The sequence below is a fragment of the Ruegeria sp. HKCCA6837 genome, from assembly GCF_013034475.1.
In the GTDB taxonomy this organism is placed as follows: Bacteria; Pseudomonadota; Alphaproteobacteria; order Rhodobacterales; family Rhodobacteraceae; genus Ruegeria.
In genome coordinates this window covers 68493-88623 of the sequence record NZ_WQGD01000002.1, presented here as the reverse complement: position 1 = coordinate 88623, position 20131 = coordinate 68493, and the positions used below count along the sequence as shown (strand labels likewise).

23 protein-coding genes are annotated in these 20131 nt (G+C 55.0%); 10 read left to right on the top strand and 13 right to left on the bottom strand.

From position 1 onward, the window contains the following. Nucleotides 1-11: 11 nt before the first annotated feature. The 6 genes from GOV91_RS04735 to GOV91_RS04710 form a co-directional block, all read right to left on the bottom strand. A complete protein-coding gene (locus tag GOV91_RS04735; protein WP_171234635.1) occupies nt 12-815 on the bottom strand; it encodes an AAA family ATPase in 804 nt (267 codons plus the stop codon). After that, the gene (gene rsmG / locus GOV91_RS04730) at nt 808-1428 is read right to left on the bottom strand and encodes a 16S rRNA (guanine(527)-N(7))-methyltransferase RsmG (RefSeq protein ID WP_171234634.1); all 621 of its coding nucleotides are present in this window, start codon (nt 1426-1428) and stop codon (nt 808-810) included. The genes GOV91_RS04735 and rsmG overlap by 8 nt, the downstream gene beginning before the upstream one ends. After that, complete coding sequence (gene mnmG / locus GOV91_RS04725) at nt 1425-3293, bottom strand: tRNA uridine-5-carboxymethylaminomethyl(34) synthesis enzyme MnmG (RefSeq protein ID WP_171234633.1); 1869 nt, start codon at nt 3291-3293, stop codon at nt 1425-1427. The genes rsmG and mnmG overlap by 4 nt, the downstream gene beginning before the upstream one ends. A gap of 12 nt (nt 3294-3305) precedes the next feature. Further along, nucleotides 3306-4592 (bottom strand): tRNA uridine-5-carboxymethylaminomethyl(34) synthesis GTPase MnmE, encoded by a 1287-nt coding sequence (gene mnmE / locus GOV91_RS04720; RefSeq protein ID WP_171234632.1) that lies wholly within the window; start codon nt 4590-4592, stop codon nt 3306-3308. 31 nt (nt 4593-4623) lie between these two features. Then, the gene (rho, locus tag GOV91_RS04715) at nt 4624-5895 is read right to left on the bottom strand and encodes a transcription termination factor Rho (RefSeq protein ID WP_171178692.1); all 1272 of its coding nucleotides are present in this window, start codon (nt 5893-5895) and stop codon (nt 4624-4626) included. A 122-nt stretch (nt 5896-6017) separates the two neighbouring features. Next, nucleotides 6018-6467, bottom strand: a complete 450-nt coding sequence (locus tag GOV91_RS04710) for a CopD family protein (protein WP_171178694.1) — start codon at nt 6465-6467, stop codon at nt 6018-6020. Nucleotides 6468-6872: 405 nt separating this feature from the next. On the opposite strand from GOV91_RS04710, the gene GOV91_RS04705 reads away from it, so the two are divergent. Genes GOV91_RS04705 through dnaQ form a run of 4 tightly spaced genes read left to right on the top strand, consistent with a single transcriptional unit; the run spans nt 6873 to nt 9607 of the window. Continuing rightward, a complete protein-coding gene (locus GOV91_RS04705; RefSeq protein WP_171234631.1) occupies nt 6873-7472 on the top strand; it encodes a nucleoside triphosphate pyrophosphatase in 600 nt (199 codons plus the stop codon). After that, on the top strand, nt 7469-8302 hold the full coding sequence (locus GOV91_RS04700; protein ID WP_171234630.1) for a shikimate dehydrogenase: 834 nt from the start codon (nt 7469-7471) through the stop codon (nt 8300-8302). Before GOV91_RS04705 ends, GOV91_RS04700 begins: the two co-directional genes overlap by 4 nt. Further along, the gene (gene coaE, locus GOV91_RS04695; RefSeq protein WP_171234629.1) at nt 8299-8892 is read left to right on the top strand and encodes a dephospho-CoA kinase; all 594 of its coding nucleotides are present in this window, start codon (nt 8299-8301) and stop codon (nt 8890-8892) included. Before GOV91_RS04700 ends, coaE begins: the two co-directional genes overlap by 4 nt. Further along, complete coding sequence (gene dnaQ / locus GOV91_RS04690) at nt 8885-9607, top strand: DNA polymerase III subunit epsilon (RefSeq protein ID WP_171234628.1); 723 nt, start codon at nt 8885-8887, stop codon at nt 9605-9607. Before coaE ends, dnaQ begins: the two co-directional genes overlap by 8 nt. 24 nt (nt 9608-9631) lie before the next feature. Here dnaQ and secB read toward each other — a convergent pair whose 3' ends face one another. Next, complete coding sequence (gene secB / locus GOV91_RS04685; protein ID WP_171092779.1) at nt 9632-10132, bottom strand: protein-export chaperone SecB; 501 nt, start codon at nt 10130-10132, stop codon at nt 9632-9634. A 54-nt stretch (nt 10133-10186) separates the two neighbouring features. Continuing rightward, entirely contained in the window at nt 10187-10687 is a 501-nt protein-coding gene (locus GOV91_RS04680) for an FxsA family protein (RefSeq protein ID WP_171234627.1), read from the bottom strand. Nucleotides 10688-10795: 108 nt separating this feature from the next. Here GOV91_RS04680 and GOV91_RS04675 point away from each other — a divergent pair, with 108 nt between their 5' ends. The 3 genes from GOV91_RS04675 to GOV91_RS04665 are packed head-to-tail and all read left to right on the top strand — an operon-like array spanning nt 10796 to nt 13076. After that, nucleotides 10796-11455, top strand: a complete 660-nt coding sequence (locus GOV91_RS04675; protein WP_171178706.1) for a Tim44/TimA family putative adaptor protein — start codon at nt 10796-10798, stop codon at nt 11453-11455. Beyond that, nucleotides 11452-12489 (top strand): murein transglycosylase A, encoded by a 1038-nt coding sequence (locus GOV91_RS04670; RefSeq protein ID WP_171178708.1) that lies wholly within the window; start codon nt 11452-11454, stop codon nt 12487-12489. The genes GOV91_RS04675 and GOV91_RS04670 overlap by 4 nt, the downstream gene beginning before the upstream one ends. After that, a complete protein-coding gene (locus tag GOV91_RS04665) occupies nt 12489-13076 on the top strand; it encodes a Smr/MutS family protein (RefSeq protein ID WP_171234626.1) in 588 nt (195 codons plus the stop codon). Before GOV91_RS04670 ends, GOV91_RS04665 begins: the two co-directional genes overlap by 1 nt. Here the strand turns inward: GOV91_RS04665 and GOV91_RS04660 are convergent. The 3 genes from GOV91_RS04660 to hslU form a co-directional block, all read right to left on the bottom strand. After that, nucleotides 13073-14293 carry an MFS transporter gene (locus tag GOV91_RS04660; RefSeq protein WP_171234625.1) on the bottom strand — a complete coding sequence of 407 codons (1221 nt, stop codon included), beginning with the start codon at nt 14291-14293 and terminating at the stop codon, nt 13073-13075. The two genes, GOV91_RS04665 and GOV91_RS04660, sit on opposite strands and share 4 nt — an antisense overlap. Continuing rightward, the gene (locus tag GOV91_RS04655) at nt 14290-15390 is read right to left on the bottom strand and encodes an alpha/beta fold hydrolase (RefSeq protein ID WP_171234624.1); all 1101 of its coding nucleotides are present in this window, start codon (nt 15388-15390) and stop codon (nt 14290-14292) included. The genes GOV91_RS04660 and GOV91_RS04655 overlap by 4 nt, the downstream gene beginning before the upstream one ends. Before the next feature lie 98 nt (nt 15391-15488). Beyond that, nucleotides 15489-16796 carry an ATP-dependent protease ATPase subunit HslU gene (hslU, locus tag GOV91_RS04650; RefSeq protein WP_171234623.1) on the bottom strand — a complete coding sequence of 436 codons (1308 nt, stop codon included), beginning with the start codon at nt 16794-16796 and terminating at the stop codon, nt 15489-15491. 198 nt (nt 16797-16994) lie between these two features. Between hslU and GOV91_RS04645 the strand changes: the two genes are divergently transcribed. Beyond that, nucleotides 16995-17396, top strand: coding sequence for a DM13 domain-containing protein (locus GOV91_RS04645; RefSeq protein WP_171178718.1), 402 nt, complete (start codon nt 16995-16997; stop codon nt 17394-17396). A gap of 105 nt (nt 17397-17501) precedes the next feature. After that, nucleotides 17502-18743, top strand: a complete 1242-nt coding sequence (locus GOV91_RS04640; RefSeq protein ID WP_171234622.1) for an MFS transporter — start codon at nt 17502-17504, stop codon at nt 18741-18743. Nucleotides 18744-18780: 37 nt separating this feature from the next. Here GOV91_RS04640 and GOV91_RS04635 read toward each other — a convergent pair whose 3' ends face one another. Both GOV91_RS04635 and hslV read right to left on the bottom strand, forming a co-directional pair. After that, on the bottom strand, nt 18781-19134 hold the full coding sequence (locus tag GOV91_RS04635) for a hypothetical protein (protein WP_171234621.1): 354 nt from the start codon (nt 19132-19134) through the stop codon (nt 18781-18783). Then, a complete protein-coding gene (gene hslV, locus GOV91_RS04630; RefSeq protein ID WP_171234620.1) occupies nt 19131-19688 on the bottom strand; it encodes an ATP-dependent protease subunit HslV in 558 nt (185 codons plus the stop codon). The genes GOV91_RS04635 and hslV overlap by 4 nt, the downstream gene beginning before the upstream one ends. 197 nt (nt 19689-19885) lie before the next feature. Here hslV and GOV91_RS04625 point away from each other — a divergent pair, with 197 nt between their 5' ends. Next, nucleotides 19886-20080, top strand: a complete 195-nt coding sequence (locus GOV91_RS04625) for a DUF1127 domain-containing protein (protein ID WP_171234619.1) — start codon at nt 19886-19888, stop codon at nt 20078-20080. Nucleotides 20081-20131 lie beyond the last annotated feature (51 nt).

Here is a 20131-nt window from a genome sequence, read left to right as displayed (position 1 = left end):
CTCATTTCCGCCTACGCAGCGGTTTTATTGTTCTTGTGCATGATCTCGCGGGCCAGATGCCGATAAGCCATCGCGCCAAGCGAACCCGAATCATATTGCAACACTGGCAGCGCATATGACGGAGCCTCGCTGACTCGCACATTTCTGGGTATCTTTGTCTTAAAGACCATCTCACCCAAATTGTCACGCGCATCCTTTTCAACCTGACGGGACAAGTTGTTGCGGTTGTCATACATGGTCAACACAACACCTTCGATTCTCAGATCAGGATTTGCTGTTTGCCGAACCTCTCGGATCGTCAGCATCAGTTGAGAAAGACCTTCTAAAGCAAAGAATTCACTTTGCAGCGGCACAAGGACTGAATGCGCCGCCACCATTGCATTGACGGTCAACAGGTTCAAAGACGGCGGGCAATCGATAAGGATGAAATCAAGGTTGAAAGCATCAACCGCAGTCTGCCTCAATGCATCGTGCAACAAATAACTGCGCTTTTCATTGGATATCAATTCAATGTCGGCAGAACTCAGATCAACGGTTGCCGGAACAACCATAAGGTTGTCTATTTCCGTCTCTTGAACAACGGCCTCTAACGGAGCGTCGTCAAGGATGAGGTCATAGGTTGTCCAATCCCGATCCTCTACACCCAATCCGGTGGACGCATTCCCTTGAGGATCAAGATCAACCACCAAAACCCGGCAACCGGATTCCGCAAGCCCTGCTGCAAGATTGATTGCCGTCGTTGTTTTCCCCACTCCGCCCTTCTGATTGGCGACCGCAATAATCCGAGGTCCTGAAGGTCGGGACAGATCAACCACGTGATACTCCTTTGATTTTAAGGATAACGGCCTGAGGTTCAGTTAAACTTGTAATCGGCTCGACGTCGAAATTCCATTCTTCTTGCGCCTCTGACAGTTCTTTTTTCCAGGTTGCGCCTTTGGGCAACAAAGCTGTTCCCGTTTTACTTAAATGCCTGTCGCAAAAGGACAATAATACCCGCAACTCTGCCAGGGCACGAGCCGAAAGGACATCTGCATCCAAAGGATCAACACTTTCGATTCGCTTCGAAATCACCTTGCATTTGATTTCACATTCCCGCGCTACATTGCGTAAGAAGGCAGACTTCCTTTGATCACTTTCAACGAAAGTAAATCGTGAGTCTGGTGAATGATCAGCCGCGATCAAGGCGCATACCATTCCCGGAAATCCGCCTCCACTGCCTATATCCACCCAGCTTTTGTATTGACCAGCACATCTATAAACTTGCACGGAGTCGAGGATATGGCGATCCCAGATGTGTTCCAGACTACTTCGGGACACTAGATTGATTTTAGGATTCCAGCGATTTACGAGATCAACGTAGGTTTCCAAACGCTTGAATGTTTCACGTGAAACATTTAGCCGCTCAAATGCCGAATAACCAGCGCTCATGCCCGTCGCGCCCTGTCTTCGCGGCGTAGCTTCGCAAGTACAAGTGTCAACGCGGCAGGTGTTACCCCCTCGACTCGACTTGCTTGGGCTATATTCGAAGGCTTCGCCTGCGATAGCTTATGCTTCATCTCGGAAGATAAGCCATCTAAAGAGGAATAGTCGAAGTCGCGAGGGATAGCATAAGATTCATCCCGCTTCATCGCCTCCACATCTCGCTTCTGGCGCGCAATGTAGTTTGCATAAAGCGCGTCACGCTCAATCTGAAGTCGGATTTTTTGATCCACATCTTGTAGATCCGGGATCAATGGTAACAGATTGTCGAAAGATACGTCCGGAAATGCCAAGATCGCCATCCCGTCGCGGCGATTGCCATCTTGGTTGACGTTAATTCCGGCCGACAGCACCTGTTTCGGTGTGTATGTACGCTCTGCCAGCTTAGCCTTTACCGCATCGAGCTGGTCCATTTTGTCTTTGAAGTGCGCCTCACGATCGGACCCAACGCATCCAATATCCATGCCAATCGGCGTCAAGCGCTGGTCTGCATTATCAGCACGTAAGGAAAGCCGGAACTCCGCACGTGATGTAAACATCCGATAAGGTTCAGCCACACCGCGTGTTGTAAGGTCATCTACCATGACCCCGATATAGCTGTCAGATCTTGTGAAGTGCACAGGATCACGGCCTTGCACTTCAAGCGCTGCATTGAGCCCGGCAACCATACCCTGCGCGGCGGCCTCTTCGTATCCTGTGGTTCCATTGATCTGACCAGCCAAGTACAACCCCGGAATTTCTGGCAGCGACAGTGTCGCGGTTAGAACACGAGGATCTACGTAGTCATACTCAATGGCATATCCTGGTTGCAGAATCTCTGCTTTTTCAAGGCCTTTGATGGATCGTACATACTGCAGTTGGACGTCCTGAGGAAGTGAGGTTGAAATACCGTTAGGATAGATCGTGTGATCATTCACTCCTTCGGGTTCCAGGAAGATCTGATGGGATTCCTTGTCTGCAAATCTTACAATCTTATCCTCAATAGACGGGCAATACCGAGGGCCTATACCATCAATATGGCCACCGTACATCGCTGACTTTGAAAGATTGGCCTCAATGATCTCATGTGTTTGTGCGTTGGTATGCGTTATTCCACAGGAGATCTGCGGTGCGACCACGTCTGTCGACAGAAATGAGAATAGTGTTGGCTCTTCGTCCCCGTCTTGACGCTCTAGATCGGACCAGTCAATTGTCCGCCCATCCAAACGAGGCGGCGTACCTGTCTTCAAGCGTCCCAGCGGCAAATCATAACTATCCAAACGTTCGGCAAGCTTGATAGAAGGGCGATCTCCCATCCGCCCACCAGGTCGTGAGACGTCACCGATATGAATGACTCCGCGCAGAAATGTCCCAGATGTCAGTATGACTGCCTGCCCGGAAATCTCTGATCCATCCGCAAGCAAAACGCCGGAAACACGCGGCCCGTTCATAAGAAAGTCGACAACTTCACCGACGACAACGGACAGATTATTCTGGTTTTGCGTTTCTTTTTGCATCGCTGCCCGGTAAAGGGCTCGATCCGCCTGTGTTCTGGGGCCCTGTACTGCAGGTCCTTTACGACGATTCAACAAACGAAACTGAATGCCGGCTTGATCCGCGACACGCCCCATAACGCCGTCAAGAGCATCAATCTCGCGAACCAAGTGGCCTTTCCCCAAGCCGCCAATTGCCGGATTACAGGACATTACACCAATGTCCGATGCGGACAGGGTTACCAAAGCAGTATTGGCACCCATCCTTGCAGAGGCGTGAGCAGCCTCTGTCCCGGCGTGCCCAGCACCAATAACGATGACATCAAACTTCGAATGTTTCACGTGAAACACTCCTTACTTTCCCAAACAGAAGCTAGAGAAGATTTCATCCAGCAGTGTTTCGACATCTATTCTGCCCACCAGCGATTCAAGTGCCCTTATGGCGGTTCGTAATTCTTCCGCGGCGATATCATACATGTCTGGACCTGATTCCAGAACCGGGATTGCCGATTGGAGAGAAGTCAGTGCCCCATTGATTGCAACCCGATGTCGTTCCCGCGTTGCAATACCATGGGTGGTAGTTCTTTCACAAAGGACATACGAAATCTGGTTTACAAGCGCGTCAATCCCCTGCCCTGTTTTACCAGAAACGCCGAGACTATTTTCACTTCGAAGATCAGCTTTCGGCAAAACATGAATATCACCTGCCTGCATCCCAACCCCTAGGTCTTCGGGTGTATCTGACAGGAAAACACGCAGGTCGGCGGCCTCCGCTCTGCTGCGCGCCAGCTCAATACCCAGGTTTTCAACATGATCCTCAGTTTCACGCAACCCGGCCGTATCCAGCAAAGTCACAGGCAAACCAGCCAGATCCATCCGAACTTCGATCACGTCCCGCGTGGTTCCAGCGTATTCCGAAGTGATGGCGGCGTCTCGACCTGCCAGTGCGTTCAGAAGAGTGGACTTACCCGCATTCGGAAGCCCCACAATTGCAACTTCAAACCCCGTGCGTATACGTTCAGCGATTTTTACTCCTTCTGCCTCACGGCGAAGGTCTGACATGACACCAGTGATCAATTCGCGAACTTCAGGCGTTACATCCGTTGGAACCTCTTCATCGGCAAAGTCGATGACAGCTTCCAGCAAAGACGCGGCGCGGATCAAATCCCGGCGCCACCGTTCTGCCAGTATGCCCAGCTCACCAGCCAGAATTGTTTGCGCTTGTTTGCGTTGCGCCTCGGTTTCGGCATCAATCAAATCGGCCAGGCCTTCGACCTGCGTCAGATCCATCTTGCCATTCTCAAGCGCCCGGCGTGTGAACTCGCCCGGCTCCGCGATGCGCAGCCCTTCAGTATCCGACAAACATTGCAATACCGCGTTGACGGATGCTGTACTGCCATGAATCTGAAGCTCTGCCACATCCTCTCCGGTGAAACTGGCCGGGGCCTGGAACGTAAGAACCAAGCCATCGTCAAGACGCGCACCACCCTGATCCCGCAATGTCCGCAGAACCATGCCACGTTCAGGCAGCGTGCCACCTGTCAGCCGCGCCGCCGCAGAATGCGAGTCGGGCCCTGAGAGGCGGATGACCGCCACCCCAGCTTTGCCTTGCGCGCTGGCCAGGGCAAATATCGTATCCATGAATAGCCCCCGCGTCAGTACCGGTTCGGCGTCAGGTGTTCATTGAATCGAAGAATTCCGAGTTCGTCTTGGTCTGCTTCAACTTGGATAGCAGGAACTCGATTGCATCGGTCGTGCCCATCGGGTTGAGGATGCGGCGAAGAACAAAGGTTTTAGCCAGATCGCCCTTGTCGACCAACAGATCCTCTTTCCGTGTACCAGATTTAAGGATGTCGATGGCCGGGAACACGCGTTTATCAGCGATCTTGCGATCCAGAACGATTTCCGAGTTACCCGTGCCCTTGAATTCTTCAAAGATCACCTCGTCCATCCGGCTGCCAGTATCGATCAGCGCGGTAGCGATGATGGTCAGCGAGCCACCCTCTTCGATGTTCCGCGCCGCACCAAAGAAGCGTTTCGGGCGTTGCAGCGCGTTCGCATCCACACCACCGGTCAGAACTTTACCCGAGGATGGGACCACAGTGTTAAAGGCCCTACCAAGTCTTGTGATCGAGTCGAGAAGAATAACAACATCTCGTTTATGTTCGACCAAACGCTTGGCCTTTTCGATCACCATCTCGGACACGGCCACGTGGCGTGTTGCGGGCTCGTCAAAGGTCGAGGACACAACCTCACCCTTCACCGAGCGCTGCATGTCGGTCACCTCTTCCGGGCGTTCATCGATCAGCAGAACGATCAGGTAACACTCTGGATGGTTCTGTTCGATCGAATGCGCGATGTTCTGCAGGATAACCGTTTTACCGGTCCGCGGCGGTGCCACGATCAGCGAGCGCTGGCCTTTACCGATCGGCGACACAAGGTCGATCACACGGGCCGACTTGTCTTTGATGGTCGGATCCTCGATCTCCATCTTCAGACGCTCATCTGGGTACAGAGGCGTCAGGTTGTCGAACAGGATCTTGTGCTTGGCCTTTTCAGGATCTTCAAAGTTGATCTTGGTGACCTTGGTCAGCGCAAAGTAACGCTCATTATCATCAGGTGCCTTAATCTCACCCTCAACAGTATCTCCGGTGCGCAGCGAGTGTTGACGGATCATATCGGGCGAGACATAGATATCGTCGGGACCTGGCAGATAGTTCGCCTCGGGCGAGCGCAGGAAACCGAAACCGTCCTGCAGCACCTCAAGCACACCATCACCGCCAACGGTCCAGCCCTCATCCGCGCGTTCGCGCAGAATCTGGAACATCATCTCGCCTTTCCGCATGGTCGAGGCGTTTTCGATCTCCAGTTCTTCGGCCATCGCCAGAAGGTCTTTGGGGCTTTTGGCCTTCAGGTCGGCCAGATTCAGGGCGTCAGTTGTCATGATATATACCTTCACCGCGATCAGCGCGGCACGAAGTGAAATTTCAGTACGGAAGATACGCCGCCCGGACGGGCGAGTTGTCCCCTACATAAGCGCGACTGCTTTCGGAGTCAAACAGCCCGTCAGAACTTCAGAATGACCGCCAGAACGATGATAACCATCAAAACGGTCGGAACTTCGTTCATCATACGATACTGCCGCCCAGTGAGCTTATTTCGGCCTTCCAGGAAATCCTTGCGACGCGCCATCAACCAGTGATGGAACCAGGTCATACCGATCACGGCTGCACCTTTGATCCAAGGCCACGACCAATCCCATCCAACAATACCCGGTGTGAACACCATGATCAGGCCGCACACCCAAGCCACGATCATCGCAGGGCGCATGATCACACGCAGCAGCTTTTCTTCCATTTCAAAGAAGATTTCTTGCGCCCCGTCGACAGCCTGAGCTTTTTCAACGTGATAGACGAACAAGCGTGGTAGATAGAACAGACCCGCCATCCATGAGATCACGGCCATGATATGGAGTGACTTCACCCACGGGTACAGCGTGAAAAGAAGATCAGTCATCTTGGCTCCGAGCGTTGTTCGGAACTCTCCCTAATAAAAAAATAAAGAAAGAGAAAGGAAGATGGTTTTGTAGGGATAACAATTTCCGTGGATTACTTTTTTACCCATGCGTTTTCCCCAGGTGGACAGAACTTTTTGATTTTCTAGTGATTCTGTTGAAACTTAATTTATAATAATAAAAACAGATACTTAAGTCTGTTACACCCAGATAGCGTTTGGGGATAACTCTTTGGGTATCATGGGACAATCAGATTATCCCGGTATTCCAAGTTATCCTTGTCCTGGCTGGATTGGATTAGAGCGACTCGAGGATCTTTCACGCGAATTTCCCGGGGTTGCGTGTCAACCGTAAAACCATACAAAGCACCCCAGAGCTCTCATCGACTTTCACACGGGGTTTTCCACATGTCTGTCCCCATTCTTCTGGCATCGGGATCTGCGATACGGGCGCAGCTGCTTGAGAATGCAGCTGTACCATTCACCGTTCAAACCGCGCGCGTGGATGAAGAGACCGCCAAGCGCGCCTTGCTGGCTGAAAGCGCATCACCACGAGATATTGCCGACACGCTTGCGGAAATGAAAGCCCGCAAAGTCAGCGACAAGAATCCTGGCGCTATGGTGCTGGGGTGTGATCAGGTTCTGGATTTTGACGGTCAGCTGCTGTCAAAACCTGAAAACCCGGAACAGGCAGTGGCTCAGCTAAAAGCGATGCGCGGCAAACGGCACATGCTTTTGTCAGCGGCCGTGATCTATCAGGACGGAGAGCCGATTTGGCGGCACGTAGGACAGGTACGATTGCGGATGCGGGCCAGCTCTGATGCCTATCTGAAAGACTATGTCTCACGGAACTGGGACAGTATCCGCCATGCCGTCGGAGCATATAAGCTGGAAGAAGAAGGCGTCCGGCTGTTCGCCACCATTGACGGCGACTATTTTAACGTTTTGGGTATGCCATTGTTGGAGCTTCTCAATTTTCTGGCTGTCAAAGGGGTGATCGATCAATGACGGACTACCGGGTTCCTCTGGCCGGGGTGATCGGATATCCCATTGGGCATTCACGTTCCCCGAAACTGCATGGCCATTGGCTGAAGACGTATGGCCTTGCCGGGCATTACATCCCAATGGATGTCGCCCCAGCCGATCTGGAAACCGTGCTACGTACGCTGCCCAAAGCCGGGTTTGTCGGGGCCAACGTGACTGTTCCACACAAGGAAGCAGCGTTGAAGATTGCGGATCACGTATCCGACCGCGCAACGGTGATCGGCGCTGCAAATACACTGGTGTTCCGCGAAGATGGCTCCATCCACGCAGATAACACTGATGGGTACGGGTTCATGGAAAACCTGCGCAGTGGTGCCCCCGACTGGAATGCCAAAGACGGCCCGGCCGTAGTGTTTGGTGCCGGCGGCGCGGCGCGTGCGGTTCTGCAAGCCTTATCCGATGCTGGCGTGCCGGAAATCCTGTTGACCAATCGGACGCGCGCCCGTGCGGATCATCTGAAAGAGGAATTCGGTCAACGAATCCGCGTTGTAGATTGGGTTCAGGCCGGAAACGTCATCGAAAACGCGGAACTGGTGGTCAATACAACCTCATTGGGGATGCAGGGCCAGCCGGAATTGCGGGTTCCTCTGGATGGATTGCAGCCCGGTGCCGTGGTCACGGATCTGGTCTATGCTCCGTTGAAAACAAACTTTCTGAAAACCGCGGAAGAGGCAGGATGCACCACAGTCGACGGATTGGGCATGTTGCTGCACCAGGCGGTTCCTGGATTTGAACGGTGGTTCGGTGTGCGCCCTGAGGTGGACGCGGATACGCGCACGGCTGCTTTGGCATGAGTTTTGCGCTGGGTCTGACTGGTTCCATTGGTATGGGGAAAAGCACCACGGCGCAGATGTTTGTCGAAGAAGGCTGCGCCCTATGGGACGCGGATGCTGCAGTGCATCGGTTATACGCGTCCGGAGGTGCTGCAATTAAACCGATGCGCGCATCCTTCCCTGCCGCGATTGTTGACGGAGCTGTAAGCCGGGACGCGTTAAGGCAGATCATTGCGGCCGATCCCGAAGCGTTGAAAGCAATCGAAGCGATTGTGCATCCTCTGGTCGCGAAAGATCGCGCTGTATTTCGCGAAAACACAACAAGCGACATTCTGGTGTTCGACATACCCCTTCTTTTCGAAACAGGTGGAGACGTAGCCATGGACGCCGTCGCCTGCGTTTCGATCCCGGCGGATGAACAAAAGCGCCGTGTAATGGAACGGGGAACCATGTCTGAGGCGCAGTTCGAACAGATCCGCGCCAAGCAGATGCCGAATGCAGAGAAATGCGCGCGATCGGATTTTGTTATCGTAACAGACACGCTGGACCATGCCAGACAGCAGGTGCAGGATGTGGTCAGGCAGATACGGGCGGGGATGAAAGATGCGTGAGATCGTACTTGATACCGAAACCACCGGGTTCGATCCCGAAAGCGGCGACCGGATTGTTGAGATTGGTGCCGTAGAGCTGTGGAACCACGTCGCGACGGGTGAAACGTATCACGTCTATATCAACCCGGAACGCGGTATGCCGGATGAGGCGTTTGGCGTGCATGGCATCGGCCCAGACCTGTTGGACAACCCGCGTCCACCGGAAAAGGGTGAGGTGACGCTGAAAGACAAACCGGTGTTTGCCAAGGTGGGTCACGGGTTTCGTGAGTTTGTTGGGGATGCGCGGTTGGTGATCCACAACGCATCGTTCGACATGAAGTTCCTGAACGCTGAACTGAAATGGATGGGCGCGCCGTTGATCCCGATGGAACAAGCACTGGATACGCTGGCAATCGCCCGCAAACGGTTTCCCGGGTCCCCAGCGTCTTTGGATGCGCTTTGCCGTCGTTTCAATATCGACAACTCGAACCGTGTACTGCACGGCGCTTTGCTCGACTCTGAAATTCTGGCCGAGGTTTATCTTGAGCTGATCGGTGGGCGACAGCCTGATTTTGGCCTGTCCACGTCCGCATCCTCCGCATCCGGCGGCGGCGAAGACTGGCGGCCAATGCCGCGCGGCACACCGTTGCCTTCCCGGATCACCGAGGATGAGCGCGCAGCGCATGAGGCATTTGTAGAAAAGCTGGGCGAAAGCGCCCTGTGGACCCGCGCCTGATCCGATCAGGCACGGGTCAATGCCTTAGGCGTCGGTCTTTTCGGCCTGAGCGGCCTGACGACGCATCAATTCGTTGCGATACAGCGCCACGAAATCGATATTGTCCAGGTTCACCGGCGGGAAGCCGCCATCACGGGTGATGTCGCTGACAATGCGGCGCAGGAACGGGAACAGCATCCGCGGGCATTCGATCATCAGGAACGGGTGCATCTGATCTTCTGGCACGCCTTCCACGTGGAACAGCCCGCAATAGTCCAGTTCGCACAGGAACAGCACATCATCCATGCCTTTGGCCTTGGATGTCAGGTTCAGCTTGATGGACACTTCGAACTGATGTTCAGCGCTGCGCTTTTTCGCGTCCAGGTTCACCTGAACAGCGATTTCCGGCTGCACGTCGCCTGACACACCCTTTTGCGCCATCACGTTTTCAAAAGACATGTCACGGATGAACTGCCCCAGAACCCGCATTTGAACCTGCGGGGCGGCTTGGGCCGCAGTGTTTTCTGCAGCGTTTTCTTCGGCCATGGATCTACTCCAAAATTAAATTTCGCCACTGCTTAGCAAGTTGGGCGCGGCACCTCAATGCTGGTGGGGCCCTTCCACCCATTTCGACGGCTTAGAAGGGTCTTTTTTCGGGCGAACTTCGCTGAATTCACCGTCAATGATGTCCCCTTGCTCGAAAGGGTTTTGTCGTGACTGAAATCCAGTGCCCGTTCCCATCTGAAAATGTGCCACGGTGACTTTCGATTTCAGATAGCGGAACACAGCGACACGAACGCCAGGTACCAGCAAGGCAAATCCTATGGCATCGGTGAAAAAACCCGGTGTCAGCAGCAGTGCGCCTGACAAAAGGATCATCGCACCATGGGCCAAAGGCTCGGTCGGGTCATCCAGCTCAGCAAAGGAACGCTGCAGATTTCCCAGTGCCATGCGACCTTGTGTCCGCACCAAAACCGTACCCAAAACCGCGGTCAGCACAACAATGGCAAGGGTTGGCCAAAGGCCGATCAGACCACCAACCTGAATAAACAGCGCAATCTCGATGATGGGCACCAACAAAAATGCCAAGAACAGATACATTTGCGTTATCCTTTCCCTAAGGCCGGGCTGTGGACTTGCCACCCACGCTCACCTACATAGTAGCATGAGGCCGCGTATACAAAGTCGCGGTTCTGAAAAGAGGATGAAATGAACGAACCCATGATCCAGCTACTGGTCCTGGCCGGAATTGCCGTTTTCCTGATCCTGCGCCTTAAAAGCGTGTTGGGTACGCGTGAAGGTTTTGAAAAACCACCTTTGCAGCAACAGCCTGAAGCGCACAAATCGCGTCGCGATTTCGAGGTGATCGAAGGCGGCCCGGATCATGACATCACTGACCATGTCGCTGAAGACAGCGAACAGGCGCAAACCCTGGCCGCCATGAAACGGGTTGAGCCCGGCTTTTCGGTCAGTGAATTTGTTCACGGCGCGCGTGGCGCTTATGAAATGATCGTGATGGGGTTCGAAAAGGGAAACCTAGACGAAATCCAGCCGTTCCTGTCGGAAGAGGTATTTGAGTCTTTCGTTGCGGGTGTTGCCGCACGCGAAGATCAAGGCCTGACCATCGAAGCCGAATTCATCGGCGTCCGAGAGACCGCCCTGTCGGATGTTAAATTCGATAAGGATACCAATGAAGCCGAGATCACCATGAAATTCGTGGGTGAACTGACATCGGTTGTGCGGGATCGCGGCGGTGATATTGTCGAAGGCAACCCCAACACCGTGAAACGCCAAAAGGACAGCTGGACCTTTGCTCGTGTGATGGGCAAGGATGATCCGAACTGGCTGCTTGTTGCCACGGACGCATGATTGCAACGCTCCGGTCGCTTTTTCTGGTGGGTGTAATGACCGCTGCCAGCGCTGCCGGAGCCGAGGCAACGCGATCCATTCTGTCGTTTGACGATCTGCAGGGCTGGGCCGATGATGACCACGGTGCAGCCCTTTCCGTTTTTCTGAACACCTGCGGCGATCTGAAGGACCCGGACTGGCGCGCGTTATGCGCTGTGGCAGAGACGTATGACACGGATGCAGCAAAGGCATTTTTTGAGCTCTTCTTCCGCCCAGTTTTGGTCGAGGATGGCGAAGAAGCCTTGTTCACGGGGTATTTTGAACCCGAACTCGATGGTGCGCGCCGCCGAACTGATCGCTTCAAATATCCTATTTACAAGATGCCGCCCGAAGCGCGAGATGGGCCATGGCTCAGCCGTCGGGAAATCCTGACTGGTGATGTGATGCAGGGGCGCGGTCTTGAGATTGCCTGGGTGGACGATCCAGTTGAGTTGTTTTTCTTGCAGATTCAAGGGTCTGGACGTGTCCGGCTGCCCGATGGCGGTGCTTTGCGCGTTGGCTATGGCGGTGCGAATGGTCATCCCTACAGATCTATAGGAGTTGAGTTGGTGCGGCGCGGGGTCTTGGGCGCGCATGAAGTTAGCGCCCAGATGATCCGAGCATGGGTGCGCAAGAACCCAGAATCTGGTGCCGAGCTGCTGTTCCACAACCCATCCTATGTGTTCTTCCGCGAAGTTTCGCGCGTTGCGCCCGAACTTGGGCCGCTGGGCGCGATGAACCGGTCAATTACCACGATGCGCAGCATAGCTGCAGATCCGACCTATACCCCGTTGGGGGCTCCGGTCTGGGTTGAGAAAGACGGCAAAAACCCAATGCGTCGCCTGATGATCGCGCAGGACACAGGTGCCGCGATCAAGGGCGCCCAGCGGGCAGATATCTTTTTCGGAACGGGTGACGAGGCCGGGCAAGCCGCCGGCAGGTTAAAAGATCCGGGTCGGATGGTCGTACTGTTACCAATACAGCGGGCCTATGCTCTATTGCCGGATGAGTTCTGATGACCCGGCGCAAACTGACGACAGAAGAGATCGAGCTGTGGCGCAAGGTCGCCAAACAGGCCGAGCGGATGCATCCGGAAATACCGCAGACGGCTCATCCGACCTCTTTGCCGAAACCCAAGCCCAAGAAAACGCCGAAACCCCGGTTTGAAGCGTTTGAACTTGGTCAGGCCCACCAGGCAAAGCCCAAGCCGAACGATTTGAAGCCGTCGGTCACAGATGCGCTGCGCAAAGTGCCGGTTCAGATGGACAACAAGGCTTTCGGTCGGATGAAACGAGGTAAACTGAAACCCGAAGGCAAGCTTGATTTGCATGGTATGCGGGTCGACACCGCGCATCCCGCTCTGATCCGTTTTGTCTTGACCGCGCAGGCACAGGGAAAGCGGCTTGTTCTGGTCGTGACCGGGAAAGGCAAAGACCGGGACGAACCTGGCCCGATCCCAACACCGCGCGGCGTTCTGCGGAACCAGGTACCTCATTGGCTGTCCATCCCACCATTGGCACAAGCGGTGATGCAGGTCACGCCTGCTCATATCAGCCACGGCGGCGATGGGGCGTATTACGTTTACTTGCGGCGTATTCGCTAAAGGGTACGTACCGCGCTGGTGACACCTATGTGGACCAGTGCGCAGACCAAAAGGAAAAAGATGCCAATCCAAAGGAATTGAGTGTCCAGCGAAACGCCCCAATCGATCAGCACTCCGGTCAAGCCCGGTCCGATGGCTGATCCAAGGACCATAACGGCCGTTGCCATCGCCTTGATCGCGCCGATGTGTCGGGTGCCATAGAACTCGGCCCAGAAGGCGCTGGGCAAGGTGCTGTTGGCCCCGACGGTCAGGGCCAACAGGATCAGCCCGATCGTAGCACCCATGACCGAGGTCGACAGGCCCAGAACGACAAAACCAAGAGCTAGAGGCAGCTGGTAGTAGGGCATCATCCGCGCCGTGCCCCATTTATCCAAGGCCCATCCGGCGGAAAACATCGAAAGCAGCGACACCCCGGTATAGACCGGGAACAGGGCGACCAGTTGGATATGGGCCCATCCTTTCACCTCGGCCAAATGCACTTGGTGAAAGAAGAATGCCGTAATAAAAGCCGATGGACCCAGAACAGCTGGCGTCATGAACCAGAACAATGGGTGGCTTAGCGCATCGCGCCGTGTCCAGTGACGGCCGTGCATCCCGGTGGCTGAGTACGCACTGGCCAGGCTCTGCGGTGTGCGTTCTTCCCGAAGCAGGCGCGTCAAAACAGGGATGCCCAGCAGAGTGATGACGGCAGCGACCCCCCACAGCAATCGCCAGTCCAGAAATACCATGGCGGTGACAAAGATCAGTGGCAGTAAGGCTTCGCCGAGCGCATAGCCGATGGACGCAATAGAAAGCGCTTTGCCTCGTGTCGCGATAAACCATCGCGCCATCGCGACCATCGCGAGATGGGTGCTCATACCTTGTCCAAACAGGCGCAGAAGGAAGATTGCCGCCGGCAACAACACAACCCAGCTGTTCAATGCCATGGCCAATGCTGCCAGTGCCAATCCAAGCAGGACAACAGGCCCCAACACGCGGACACGAAATACATCTGTCAGTCCGCCTGCCCAGATCATTACTACCGCTGACACGAGCGTACCCAAAGAATACAACCCACCCCACGCGCCGTGGCTAAGCCCGAACGCGGCGCGGATTTCGCCTGCAAAAACCGAGATAAAGAACGTTTGACCAAAGCTGGACAGGAAGGTCAGCAATACACCCGCGCCCAACCACGCCGCGTTGTCGATGAGAAAGCGGCGCAGGCTAAACTGCGTCACGGAGTGTTCACCTGTGCCTGTCCTGTTTCAGTTAGCACAATTTCCGTTGCGCCATCGGGGTTACGCTCGCTGGGCGGCACCAGAATATCGATTGCTGGGCGGTCCTCGCGTCCAAAGGTATTGTTGACGCGCCTCAATGAGTTGAGGATCGAAAGCAATGCCGGAGACGTCGCCGCAACGAAGTGCGATGATGTCGCATCTCTGTTAAACGCGGTTGTATCAATCACGCTGATCGGGAACTCCTCGAGCGTCTCAACCGAGCTGATGTTTCCAAGCCTTTCGCCCTCATCCGTGCCGCGCAGTCGGGCCGAGATGTTCAGGATTTTGTCTTTCTGGGAAACCATCACAAGGAATGGATCGGGTGGATTGTCGATCCGTTTCATTTGCGAACGGAACAGATCAAGATCCAGATCGGGTGAGATCAACACTACGCCCTCGATGTTTCGATTGGCCCATCCGGGTTCCTGCAGTTCAGCTTGCCGCATCATTTCCATCGACAAAGCCCCGCCCATGGAATGCGCAACCAGAATAACGCGCTTCACACCCATGGATTTCAGCTCGCGGATGGTCTGTTCCAACCCGTCGCGCGCAAACAACATGCTGTCCAGATCATAGGCGTATCCATAGCCGGTGGCGCGGCTTGGCCATGAATACACCAGCGTCGATCCCGGAAGACCAATGTCATGCGTCAGCTGGGCGGCACGAAAGATCGTTTCAGTCTGGGTCGAGTTGTAGCCGTGCACAAAAATCGTGACGTCGTCCTGCCCGCGCAGGTGTTCGCGCAACCCTTTTGGCCCGTCCAACTCTGTCACATCCGCCAAAACAAATTCTTTCTGCGGATTCGGGTTTGCATATGAAAATTTGAGCGTGCCCGGGGTATGCGTTGGCGGAATCGAAACCGTGGTTTCCAGAAACTTGAGCGCCTCGCCACGACGAAACCCATAAGAGCCGTCGGCTTCACGTGCACGGGTCGTGCTGGCGAAGATGGTTTCAGGTGTGCCGATATTCACCGCATTAGGCACAATCTCGGACACCGTCCGGTCAACGCAGGCGCTGAGTGAAAGGGATACGAGTAAAATGATGAAATAGCGCAGCACGGGCCAGCCCTCGGGGTGAATCGAGCATACGCTAGCGGATTCTCGACCAACGTCCAGCGGGGCCGACCGAAAACAGCGGCAAAAACCGGCCTGTACCGTTACAAAACGTAACGGCTGAGGTCGGTTGATTTGGTCAATTCACCTAGATTGTCGCTGACAAACTGGTTATCCACAGTAATTTCTGTGCCAGCCTTGTCCGGTGCCGCGAAAGACAGGTCCTCAAAAACCCGCTCCATCACCGTATAAAGCCGCCGTGCGCCAATGTTTTCAACGCTTTGGTTTACATCCGCAGCAATCTTAGCCAGTGCTGAAATTCCGTCATCGGTAAAGCTGACCGTGACTTCTTCGGTCCCCATCAGGGCGGTGTATTGCCGGGTCAGCGCGTTGTCGGTTTCGGTCAGGATGCGCACAAAGTCTTCTTCTGTCAGGGCGCGCAGCTCCACACGGATCGGCAGACGTCCTTGCAATTCCGGCAGCAGATCCGAAGGTTTGGCGATGTGGAATGCACCAGACGCAATGAACAGGATATGGTCGGTTTTCACCGGACCGTGCTTGGTGCTGACGGTGGTACCTTCGATCAGAGGCAGCAGGTCACGTTGTACGCCCTCGCGGCTGACATCGCCGCCGCGTGCGTCCGAGCGGGCGCAGACCTTGTCGATTTCATCCAGAAACACGATGCCATTCTGTTCGACCGATTCCAGAGCGATCCGATTGACGGTTTCGTCATCCAGTAGCTTGTCGGCCTCTTCCCCGATCAAAGCATCATAGCTTTCGGCGACGGTCATGCGTTTTTTGACAGTGCGCCCGCCAAACGCCTTGCCGAAAATGTCACCCAGATTCATCATGCCCATCTGACCGCCCGGCTGCCCTGGAATGTCAAACATAGGCATCGGGTTTGAGGTATCTGATAATTCCAGCTCGATCACTGTGTCGTCCAGCTCCCCGGCTTTCAGTTTCTTGCGGAACATCTCACGCGTGCCTTCGCGGGCGTCTTCGCCCGCAATCGCGGCAATCACGCGATCTTCGGCGGCCTGATGCGCGCGCGCCTTGACGTCTTCACGCATGTATTCGCGGGTTTGGACAATCGCTGCATCTGCCAGATCGCGCACGATCTGTTCTACGTCGCGACCAACATACCCTACCTCGGTGAACTTTGTGGCCTCGACCTTGATAAAGGGCGCACGGGCCAGTTTGGCCAGACGACGGCTGATCTCGGTCTTGCCAACGCCGGTGGGGCCAATCATCAGGATATTCTTGGGGTAGACCTCGTCCCGGATGTCATCGGCCAGCTGCTTACGCCGCCACCGGTTGCGCAGGGCAACGGCCACCGCTCGTTTGGCATCCTTCTGGCCGATAATGAAGCGGTCCAGTTCCGAGACGATCTCGCGCGGGGTCAGGTCGGTCATGTGTATTCAATCCGGTTGTTTCGAGACGGAACCTAATCATAAGACACGAAAACACAAGCTGATCACGGAAAACTCACGCCAACTCACAGGTGCCACACGGAAATTCGTGACGATGTGAATCGCCAGAGGCGTTTCGCGTGCTGCATAGTTATTGCGACGGGCAATTCAGCCTGGATATATCAGTGGAGATACCAAATCATGATGACTCGTCGTTCGCTTTTTGTGAAAGCTGCTGCCACGGGCGCGGCCCTGACACTGGCCGGCACCACCGCTGCTGTGGCTGGCGGTGCCAAAAAGAAAGGATCGTTCGAAGGCCGATCGAACCACATCACAACCGGTTCCGTGAAGCTGGTCAAAGACGGTGATCGGTACATCGTCGAACTGGGTGACGACTTCTCGCTGGACAACGGCCCTGATCCTCGCGTCGCTTTTGGTAAAGACGGAACTTATGCCCCGGACAGCAAACTGGGTGCGCTACTGCACCTGACCGGCAAGCAATCCTATGCCGTGCCGCCCACAATGGATGTGTCTGGCTACAACGAAGTGTACATCTGGTGCGAGGTCGCCGGTGTGCCGCTGGGCGTCGCGTCACTGAAGTAGCTACATCGATCAGAGGCCGACCCCTCCGGCCTCTGACACATCGTTAGGTAACAGAGCAACTGTCTGTTACAATCGCCCCAAGCCATTGGAACCGGGGGCGTTTTTATGACCAAGATTGCCAAGATCACCTTGTTGTTCGTGGTTTTTGTCGACCTGATCGGTCAAGGCTTGGTTTTTCCTATCATCAACTCGCTCATCATGGAGACGAAATCAGGCTTCCTGCCGGATGGCACGCCCGTGGGGCGGCGCCATTTCTACTATGGTCTGGTGATCGGGTGCTTCTTTCTGTCCTGGTTTTTGGGGGTCGTTTATGTTTCGAAGGTCTCGGACTCCATCGGACGCAAGAATGCACTTCTTGTTTGTCTGGGCGGAGCGTTGGTCGGTTACGCACTAACCATCGCGGCGCTGTACATGAACAGCCTGCTGCTGCTGATCGTCGGGCGGTCGGTCACCGGCTTCACTGCCGGAAACCAGCCCATCGCTCAGGCAGCTATGATTGACGGAAGCACCGATGCGGCCGACCGCGACCGCAACATGGGTTATATCGTGACTGGCGTCAGCTTTGGCCTTGTGGGCGGCCCGATCATCGGGGCGGTTCTGTCCGACGCCGCTCTGCTGGGCAGCTACGCGACACTTAAGACCCCGTTCTATGGCGCATTTGTTCTGGTGCTGATTGCGATATTTCTTGTGATGACCTTTTTCAAAGACACCCGGACAGAGCGTGAGCCCTTTATTTTTCGCCCACGTGACATCACCGACAGCCTAATTGCTGTGCGTGGCCATCCGATGGTTCTTAAAATCCTGCCGGTATACGCATTCTTCATGATCGCCAACGTGACGTTCTATGTCTTTGTCGACAACTTCCTGACCAGTGCTTTCGGCTATGGTGTGATTGGCGGCAGTATGGCGATGGTGGTGATTGGCTTTGCGCTGGCGTTCTCAAGCACCTTCCTCGTCAAACCCGCGCAAGAGCGATTCAGCAAACACCAGATCATCTACACGTCTCTCATAGTAATGGTGATCTGTGGACTGGCCTTTGCATTCAGTCCTAATGGTGTGCTCAGCTATGTGCCGGTCTTCTTCTTCTACTTCCTGTTCGGCGTTGCCTACCCGACAATGCTGGGCTTGTTTTCCTCCAGCGTTAGTGAGACGGACCAAGGCTGGGTCATGGGTGTAACCACCGCCGTCTTCTGTCTGGCCGGAGGCATCATGTCCCTGATCGGCGGCGGGTTGATGAGCATCGACATCCGTGTGCCTTACTACATCGTTGTCATTGCCGCGATTTTCGGGCTGATCGGAATGCACCGTCGCTGGAAAGGGAAAGAGATCAAGGCGCTGTTAACCTGACAGGCGACCCGCGGCTGAGTTAAAGCGAAGAAAGCTATTACTCTTGATCTTCCTCGATCTCTTCTTCGTCCAGTTTGCGTTGGCTCTCTGGTAACGGCGCTCTTTCGATCAGCGCCCAACCTTCTTTCTTTGATTTCCTCAAAACGGTGCCCCGAGCACCCAGCTCAATCAACAACGAGCGTGTTTCATCCTCGGTGCAGCCAATCGTCCTGCTGAGCCTTTCCAAAGATTTGAACTTGTACTTCGAGTCCTTCAACATGGATTTCAGGAGCTCTTTGCGAGGCTCTTTCCATTCCTTGTTGTGCTTCCTGCTCCGATATTCCTCTAGGACAATTGGCCCGATAATACCCCCGATTAGGCCGCCGAATATGGCTGCGAGAACCGCACTCATGAAGCTATCGTCTCGACCGTCAGGTTACCATTTGTATAGACGCAGATATCGGCGGCAATCGCCATCGCTTCACGCGCCACTTGCTCGGCGTCTTTGTCGCCGTCCATCATCGCGCGGGCCGCGGCGAGTGCGAAGTTGCCACCCGACCCGATGGCTGCCACGTTGTGCTCAGGCTCTAGCACGTCCCCTGCCCCGGTGATCACCAGTAAGTCCTTGCCGTCGGTGACGATCAGCATCGCTTCGAGCTTTTGCAGGTATTTGTCAGTGCGCCAGTCCTTGGCCAGTTCGACCGAGGCGCGGGCCAGTTGGCCCGGTGTTGCCTCGAGCTTGGCTTCCAGCCGCTCTAAAAGCGTGAAGGCATCTGCGGTCGAGCCAGCAAAGCCAGCCACAACCTCGAACCCGCCGGGGGACAAGCGGCGCACCTTGCGGGCTGTTCCCTTAATCACGGTCTGGCCCAGGCTGACCTGACCGTCTCCGGCAATGACGACCTGCCCGCCTTTTTTAACGCCGATGATCGTTGTACCATGCCATCCGGGGAAATCGCTGTCTGCCATGAATGCCTCCGTTCCTGTCGGCGTTATATATGGGCCGGGCGCGGGATTGGCGCAACCCGTTCTAAAATTGCCCAAAAGATATGCAAGAATTGCAAATCGGGACTGCCAAACCAGCAATTGTGAGTCCAGGTGCGCGGGACTACATGATGCGTACAACCGACAACGGGTCGGCTGTTTCACATATAAGGACTGCGCAAATGGCAACCACTGCAAACATTCATGCGCCGCTCGGAGCAGCTACCATCCTGCACGTAGTGGACGCTCTCTCAAACGTCGTAAAATCTTTTGCGAAATGGAACGACGCACGTAAAACACGGAACCTTCTGTCGGAGCTCAGCGACGCACAGCTGGAAGACATCGGTCTGACTCGCGAAAGCATCACACAAATCTGACCTCTTGTCTGGATTGCCGAATTGGAACAGCCGCCCGGAACCCCGAGCGGC